Below are 7,885 nucleotides of genomic sequence, written 5' to 3'. Positions count from 1 at the left end.
ATGGGTGTACGGACTCATAGTCGAGTTCTCCTTGTAGTTGGTCTTGTGGTGATTCCATTTTACAAGGACTCAGGCTATGAGTCTTTTCTATTTGACTAATTTGTTGCACTTGAATTGTAAATCCGTCCCAAAATAATAACACCGGTGTCGCACAACGCTAATGGGTTGTGTGGCACCGGTGTTGATGTTTATGAGGTTGTTTAGGGTTTACCGCCGCGTGAACTTCACCACGGCTTCACAGCGCGCGGTTTGCGGGAACATGTCGATGGATTGAATATAATCCACCCGCCAGTCGCGGCTCAACGCGACCAGATCGCGCGCGAGCGTCGACGGGTTGCAAGAGATGTACACGAAGCGCTTGGGCTTGGCCTGGTGCAACGCGTGGATGAACTGCGTGTCCAGCCCGGCACGTGGGGGATCAACGATCACGGCGTCGGGTTTGAAGCCGTCTTGAAGCCATTTTGGAAAAAGGTCTTCGGCCTTGCCGACTTCGTATTGGGCGTTGGTGATGTGGTTAAGCTCAGCGTTGGCGTTGGCATCCGCCACGGCTTCGGGGATCGTTTCCATGCCGCGCACGCGCCTGGCCTGGTCCGCCAAGGCCAAGCCGATGGTGCCGACGCCGGCGTAGGCATCGACCAGTGTTTCGTGTGGCTGCAGAGCCAAGGCGTCGATCGCCAGCTGATACAGGCGCTCGGTTTGCTCAGGGTTCAGCTGCAAGAACGCTTGTGGCGACAACCGGAATTCGCGACCGCGGATGGTTTCCGTGAGGTAAGGACTGCCGGCGAGCAGCTTGGTTTCTGGTCCCCAGACCAGGCTGGTTTCACCGAGGTTGATGTTTTGCGATATCGAAACCACTTCTGGCATGTCTTGGGCGATCGCCGCCAGCAGCTGGGTGTGGTGCGGCAATTTCTTAGAGTTGGTGACGAAGGTGACTTGCACCTCGCCGCGGGTCGATTCGCGGACCACCAGCGTCTTGACGATGCCGGAATGCGCGGCTTCGTCGTAGATCGGGACGTTGAGCTTTTCTAACAAGGCACACAGCTTGTTGATGATGGTCATCGTCAGCGGCTTTTGGGTGGCAAAATCCGTCAAAGGCACCAGGCGATGGGAGTTGGGGGCGTACAGCCCGGCGACCACGTGGCCGTTTTGGATACGCACAGGGAACTGAGCCTTGTTGCGGTAATGCAAGGGATTTTTGGCGCCGATGGTGGCGCGCACGTCGTAGTGTTGCCAACCGGCGGGTTTGTACTTGGCGAGGGCTTGGCTGACGACGTCGCGTTTGAACACGAGTTGCTGGCCGTAGTCGAGATGCCCCAGCTCGACGCCGCCGACTTGACCCCAGTGGGGATCGATCGGCGTGATGCGGTGTGGAGATGGTTGCTTGACGCGGTGGCACTTGGCTTCCAGATAGCGGTCGTGAATGGCGGTGACTTCTGCCACCACGACTTCGCCAGGCAAGGCGCCAACGACGAAGGTGATCTTGCGTTTGTAATAACCGATGCCGTTGCCGTTGATGTCCAGACGCTTGATCGTCAGCGGGAAGCGCTGGCCGATTGTAATTTCTTCCATGATAGACTCCTTAGTTGATGACTCTACTATACCCGAAACGACCCGCAGATGCATCGCGTAATCGCTTGCGTTTTGCTATAATGTTGATGGACGTGCTTAGGCACGCGATGGAGGAAAATGTCGGATGAAGATTTATTATACGAACGCCATGTCTCGTAAGATGACGGCGACGGTTTGGGTCAACGAGAAGGCATACGCCGTGGCCAGTCGCTCCCAGATCGAATTAAAAGTAAAACGCGGCGACGTGGTAAAGTATCGCGTCGGCCGCTTTTCGGCCATGCGCACACTGGAATTTCAGTCACCTGATGCCGTGTTCAGCATCGAGCCCAACAAGAAGTTGCAAGGTGTGTATATCGCCATCATGCTGGCCGTGTTGCTGGTGCTGTGGTACATGAGGCAGTCCAGTTCCATGTGGGTGACCGCCTTGGTGGTCGTCATGATCTTTGGTTATGAAGCCAGCACGTATTACCGCGGCTATGTCGCCAAACCGGTCCACAATTGACTGCCAACCAGTGTGATAGGGGCATCTATATTTTTCTAAGAACATAAACAGGCGATTAGGGTTACCCTAATCGCCTGTTTGTATGGTGAGTAATTGACGTTGAGCAGTTGCGCTTAACGCTTATCACTGTTGAGATGTGCCAACGTATCGAAGTCGGCTTGGGCTAACTTGATGTCTTGGGCCTTGATGTTTTGGACCACATGATCGGCGTTGGCGCTGCCTGGAATCGGCAGGATCACGTCTGAGCGTTGTAACAACCACGCGATGGCGATCTGGGCCGGAGTGGCGTCGTACTTTTGGGCGATCTTCGAAATCGTGTCGCCTGACGTCAACTTGCCTGTTGCCAAGGGGAACCAAGGAATGAAGGCGATGTGGTTCTTGTCGGCAAAGTCCAGAACGTCTTCGTCGGTACGATCGATCAAGTTGTAGCGATTTTGCACAGAAACGATCGGGGCAATTTTTTGCGCGGCTTTGATCTGGGCAACCGAAACCTGGCTCAGCCCGATATGCTTGATTTTGCCTTCTTGTTGCATCTTGGCCAATTCACCGACTTGTTCCTCGATCGAGTAATTTGGGTCGATGCGGTGCAACTGCAAGAGGTCGATATGATCCAGCCCTAAGGTGAAAAGGTTCATTTCAACTTGCTGGCGAAGATAAGCCGGATTGCCCAATTCCACCCACTTGTTAGGCGCAGTTCTGAGAAAGCCAACTTTGGTGGCGACCATGACCTTCTTGTCAGGGCGTTGCTTTAAGGCTTCGCCGACATAGAGGTTGGCGTATAGCGGGCCGTAGGAATCGGCGGTGTCGATGAAATTAACACCGTTGTCGATCGCCGCGTCGACGACCTTGACCGCATTGTCCGGGTCCGCTGAAGGGCCCCAGACGCCTTTGCCAGGAAGCTGCATGGCACCATAACCAAGGCGGTGGACGGTTAATTCGTCATCAAACTTAAAATCTTTATTCATTTTGATCTCCTAACTTAATGTGCTTATTTATAATCAGCATACCACCATCTTGATAAATAACCACCCAATTGATTAAAATTGGCGCCAAAACAGGCGTGTGACTGAGGTCACACGCCTGTTTGTCGTTTTACGATGCTGCTTTGGCATTCTTATCGTGGTGGCGGCGCAAAAGCTCCGCATACAGGCGGTAGTAATCTTCCTCGGCCGCCATACTTTGCCACTGGATCACCGGCGCGTGGTCTTTGCCGTAGAAATCATCGATCAGCTCGTAGCTGGTGAGCGTGGTGATGATGACGTCGGCGTCCAGCGTTTCTTCTGCCGGCGTCAGCCGGACAAAGTCGATGCCGTTGAGGAAGTGCAAGATGTCGCGCAAGGTGAAGGTGCCTGGCTCGATCAACACCGCCACACTTAGCTGGTGATCGGCGTCTAGTGTCGGGTAATCGCCGCGGATCACGTTGTACATGACCCGGCGCATGATCGACTGGTATGGCTTCATCGCAGCGGCATCCCCGGTTAAACTGTCAAAATATGTATCGATCAATGCCGGCAGTTGCCCGAAGGTACTGGCGTTTTTGTCTTCGTCATAGAAATCCAAGCGCTTAGAGAAATCACCACCAAACAGCCAAAATGAATAGGTCAGCCGGTAGAGGTTGGCGCGCAGATGTTCGTGATCAGCGTTGGCGTCAGGCGCATCGTCTGGCACATGCGTGTTGAGGAAGCTGATCAGGCCATCGGCAAAGTGCGCGATGACGCTGTCGCGGCGTTGAAAATGGGAGAGCAACCAGCGATCGACGGTGGTCAATTGCTCGCGCAAAGACAAAAAGTGGATGCGACAGAAATAGAAAAAGCCGCTTTCGTTAGTCGCGATCTGTGGCGATTCTGCCTGGATCACATCAGGCAAAGTGGTGGTGCCAGGTGCTTGGGTCAAGCGGGTGAAGGCGACTTCTTGAGGCAACAGGTGGCCTTGGCTCATCCGTAACCGTTGTACCCCTAGTGCCATCAGGTCTTGCTTGGAAAGCACCGCGTCGGCGGTAAACCAGCAGTCAGGATATTCTTGTGTGATGCGTCGCGATTCTGCCAAGGTGGCTTGGTAGTCGTTTTCCCCGAATGGCCAGCCGACGCCGCGATACCCCAAGATGAAGAAGTTCAACATCACCATGCGGATCCGCAACTCGCTGCCTTCAAGCCCCCAGGTGCTGGTGTTTAGTGACACGCCTTTGGACTGGAGGTAAGTCTTGAAGCCTTCGACCCGCCGGCGTAAAGTGGAGATACTGATTTCGTGCATGGCGCAAAAAATATGCACGTCGGGTTGTTCGGCTTGAAACAGGTAGTCGAAAAAGGAAAACGCCATGCTTTCTTGAAGGAGATGGAACCGGTATTGATCGACGGTGATATCTGCAGCAAGCTTGGAAAAGGCGGCCTCATCGGCGATGTCGACCTCGACATCACTGAACTGCTGGAGGTCCGCGATGATATCTTGAAACGCGTTATATGCTTGTGAGTAACTCAGCTGAGCTTCTTGGCTCAGTCTGTTGACGGTGAAGTTCGTGTTTTGTAGTGCTTTGAGCACGCGATAAACGCGGTAATTGATCGTTGCGCGTTTATCGAAGAAGTAAGCTTCAAACATCCCTAATCTCCTCACATCATGTTACTTTGTAGTATAGCACATCATTGACTTATTCGAGAAAGGAACTGTCATGGCATCGATAACAAAACTGACACCACAGAAAAAACCAGGACGGTTCAACGTATTCATAGATGGCAAGTATGCGTTTGCCGTCAGTGAAAGCACGCTGATCCATTTTCGCCTGACCAAGGGGCTGGTCATTGATGACGCCTTGCAGGCAAAAATTGCGGCCCAAGAAGTCGTCGCCCAAGCCAACCAGCTGGCGCTGACTTATCTCAGCCACCAGCAACGCACTGAACATGAACTCCGCACCAAGCTCGCAGAAGCGGATCTGCCGAAGACGGCGATCGACGCGGCGGTCGCCCACATGCATTCGCTGCATTATCTCGACGACGCCCAATTCGCGACGGCCTTCATCAACGATGACCTGCACCTCAAAGACAAGGGCCCGACGGTGGTCGCCGCCAAGCTCAAACAGCACGGCATCGCTGAATCAGTGATCCAAACGGCCGTGCAGGCAGTCGCAGACACGGATTGGTTGGTGCCGGCGCAAAAAGCGGCGAAGAAAGCCGCGGCGCAAACCAGCCGCCAGCCGTTTTACATGCGGCAACAAAAGATCCGTCAGACCCTGATGAAAAAAGGGTTCGATCAGGCCGTTGCAGAGGCCGTGTTAGCCGACTTGGCGCTGGTCGCAGATCCCGATTCGGAAAACGAACGCCTGCGCGCTGCCGCCGCCAAGCTGTGGCGGCAAAAGCGGCAGTATCAAGGCTATGAGCGCCAGCAACGGGTCAAACAGGCATTATATCGCAAAGGCTATGATCTGGATGCGATCGACACGGTGTTGGCTGAGCTAGCTGAGGAGTAGCGGCCGGAGATCAAAGCGCGATGGCATCATCGCGGTATTTTTGATATAATATTGCGCGTACAGATCAATAGGAAGCTGGTTTAGTATGCGGATACCCAAAGAAGGCGATTCAGTCGCCATCCAAAGCTACAAGCACGATGGTAGTCTGCACCGCACGTGGCGAGATACGATGGTCCTCAAAACCAGCGAAGATGCATTGATCGGTTGTAACGATCACACTTTAGTGACCGAAAGCGATGGCCGGCGGTGGTTGACCCGCGAGCCGGCGATTATCTATTTTCACAAGCACTATTGGTTCAATATTATCGCGATGATCAGAGAAGGTGGCGTGTCGTATTACTGTAACCTCGCGACCCCATACACTTTGGATCAAGAAGCGGTGAAGTATATCGACTACGATCTTGATGTCAAGGTGTTCCCAGACGGTGAGAAGCGTTTACTTGATGTTGATGAATATGAGGCTCACCGGCGGCAATGGCAATATCCTGCCACCACCGACCGGATCTTGAAAGCCAATGTGAAGGTATTAGTCGACTGGATCAACCACGGCAAGGGACCGTTCTCCCAAGCTTATATCGACTTGTGGTACAACCGGTACTTGCAACTCTCCCACCGGGTGTAGACCCCGAAGAGGGAAGCCAGGGTGATCCCTGGCTTTTTATTTACGGCACAAGATGCGGATTTTGCGTAAAGGAGCAGATTATGACAGAGTTATTGAAACAGCCAGCATTGAGCTTTGTCGGCCAGGTGTATATGACCGAAGACACAGATCAGATGGGGACGTTTGCCAGTTGCTGGGATGAATTCGAGCAGGCCGGGCATTTTGCCGCGCTCGACGCTCAGACTACAACCCCGAATCGCACGTATATGCTGGTGTTTTCGCCATACGGCACGTTCCAATATTGGATCGGCAGTGTCTTACCGGCAGAAGCCAGCGCCCCTGATGGCCTTGAAAAGCTGAAGCTGCCAGAAGCGACGATCGGCCAAGTGGTCGAACCGGCCAACGGCGTGTTGAACATGTTGCCGGTCGAAACGACGTACATGAAAGGCCTGGAACGACTGGAACACGCCGGCTTCCCGCTGCCGAGTCATATCGGACAGACCGACCATCCGTATTACTTAGAGCAATACCAACTCGAAGCAGGCGTTGTGACCGCGGTCAAGCACACGCTATACATCAATCTCGATCAGCTGGACGGCTACGATGAGTTCGACTAGTGAAGCGATGCGAATCGTGGTGGCGATCGATTCGTTCAAAGGGTCGCTGACCAGCCTCGCTGCTGAAAAAGCGGTCGCGTCCGGCATCTTGCGGGTGCAGCCCGAAGCGGTCGTGCAAACAGTGCCGATTGCTGACGGTGGTGAAGGCACCGTCGCCGCCTTGTTGGCCGCTGTACCTGGCGCCACTGCCCACCCCAAAGTGGTGCAAGACGCGCTGGGCAATAAGACCACGGCGACGTTTGCCATGCTCGATGCCCACACCGCCGTGATCGAAATGGCACAGGCCGCCGGGTTGGCGATGACTGACCAAAGTCTCGGCCAGGCGATGCAGGCGTCGACTTACGGCGTGGGCGAGCTCTTGCTGGCTGCGGTTGCGCGCGGGGCCAAGCGGATCTATGTCGGCCTTGGCGGGTCGGCGACGACTGATGGCGGCGCCGGCATGGCCCAAGCGCTCGGGGTGCAGTTACGCACCGCTACCGGCGCCGCGATCTGTCCCGGCGCAGCCGGCCTGGCGGAACTGGACCAGATCGATGTCAGCGAGTTGGCACCTGAACTTGAAGGCATCGACGTGCGCTTGCTGGCAGACGTCACCAATCCCTTGCTCGGTGCCACCGGCGCCGCGGCGGTTTACGGCCCGCAAAAAGGGTTGACGCCAGACGCCGTGGTTCAAGTCGATGTCGCCTTGGATCATTACGCGCGATTGGTCGCTCAAGCCACCGGCGTCAGCGTTGCCGCAACCGCAGGCGCCGGCGCTGCCGGCGGGTTAGGGGCCGGCTTGATGGCGTTCACGCACGCCAAAGTCGAGCCTGGGATCCAGACGATCTTGCGCCTGGCGGGGATGCCGGCTTTGATGGCGAAGGCCGATGCCGTCATCACCGGCGAAGGCCGGATCGACGCGCAGACGGCCAACGGCAAGGCCCCGGCCGGCGTGGCCGCACTGGCCAAACAATATCAACTGCCGGTGATTGCGGTGTGTGGCGCCCGCGCAGAAGCAATCGATCCGGTGTTTGCCGCCGGTATCGACGTCGTGCTTCCAATCGGGTTGAAGCCGCAACCGCTCGCTTCAGCCTTGGCCGCCACGGCAACCAACTTGACGGTTGCCGGAGAAACGGCGATGCGGATTTTGACGCTCCATTAAA

The 7,885-nt window shown here is 55.3% G+C and carries 8 protein-coding genes; 5 read left to right on the top strand and 3 right to left on the bottom strand.

What is annotated here, in order from left to right; translation table 11 throughout:
• Positions 1 to 207 precede the first annotated feature (207 nt).
• Complete coding sequence (rlmD, locus tag ACYVRB_RS01170; protein ID WP_461213025.1) at positions 208 to 1,569, bottom strand: 23S rRNA (uracil(1939)-C(5))-methyltransferase RlmD; 1,362 nt, start codon at positions 1,567 to 1,569, stop codon at positions 208 to 210.
• A 124-nt stretch (positions 1,570 to 1,693) separates the two neighbouring features.
• Here rlmD and ACYVRB_RS01165 point away from each other — a divergent pair, with 124 nt between their 5' ends.
• Positions 1,694 to 2,071, top strand: coding sequence for a hypothetical protein (locus ACYVRB_RS01165; protein ID WP_461213024.1), 378 nt, complete (start codon positions 1,694 to 1,696; stop codon positions 2,069 to 2,071).
• A gap of 113 nt (positions 2,072 to 2,184) precedes the next feature.
• Here the strand turns inward: ACYVRB_RS01165 and ACYVRB_RS01160 are convergent, their stop codons facing one another.
• Both ACYVRB_RS01160 and ACYVRB_RS01155 read right to left on the bottom strand, forming a co-directional pair.
• Complete coding sequence (locus ACYVRB_RS01160) at positions 2,185 to 3,036, bottom strand: aldo/keto reductase (RefSeq protein ID WP_461213023.1); 852 nt, start codon at positions 3,034 to 3,036, stop codon at positions 2,185 to 2,187.
• A 127-nt stretch (positions 3,037 to 3,163) separates the two neighbouring features.
• Positions 3,164 to 4,663, bottom strand: a complete 1,500-nt coding sequence (locus tag ACYVRB_RS01155; protein ID WP_461213022.1) for a helix-turn-helix domain-containing protein — start codon at positions 4,661 to 4,663, stop codon at positions 3,164 to 3,166.
• A 70-nt stretch (positions 4,664 to 4,733) separates the two neighbouring features.
• Here ACYVRB_RS01155 and recX point away from each other — a divergent pair, with 70 nt between their 5' ends.
• The 4 genes from recX (at position 4,734) to ACYVRB_RS01135 (ending at position 7,884) form a co-directional block, all read left to right on the top strand.
• On the top strand, positions 4,734 to 5,528 hold the full coding sequence (gene recX, locus ACYVRB_RS01150; RefSeq protein WP_461213021.1) for a recombination regulator RecX: 795 nt from the start codon (positions 4,734 to 4,736) through the stop codon (positions 5,526 to 5,528).
• A gap of 85 nt (positions 5,529 to 5,613) precedes the next feature.
• Complete coding sequence (ntdP, locus tag ACYVRB_RS01145) at positions 5,614 to 6,150, top strand: nucleoside tri-diphosphate phosphatase (protein WP_461213020.1); 537 nt, start codon at positions 5,614 to 5,616, stop codon at positions 6,148 to 6,150.
• A gap of 80 nt (positions 6,151 to 6,230) precedes the next feature.
• Positions 6,231 to 6,746 carry a hypothetical protein gene (locus ACYVRB_RS01140; protein ID WP_461213018.1) on the top strand — a complete coding sequence of 172 codons (516 nt, stop codon included), beginning with the start codon at positions 6,231 to 6,233 and terminating at the stop codon, positions 6,744 to 6,746.
• Positions 6,733 to 7,884 (top strand): glycerate kinase, encoded by a 1,152-nt coding sequence (locus ACYVRB_RS01135; protein ID WP_461213017.1) that lies wholly within the window; start codon positions 6,733 to 6,735, stop codon positions 7,882 to 7,884. Before ACYVRB_RS01140 ends, ACYVRB_RS01135 begins: the two co-directional genes overlap by 14 nt.
• The last annotated feature ends 1 nt before the right edge of the window (position 7,885 follow it).

Source organism: Lacticaseibacillus boliensis (assembly GCF_054784775.1).
This window is presented reverse-complemented; position numbering and strand designations above follow the sequence as displayed.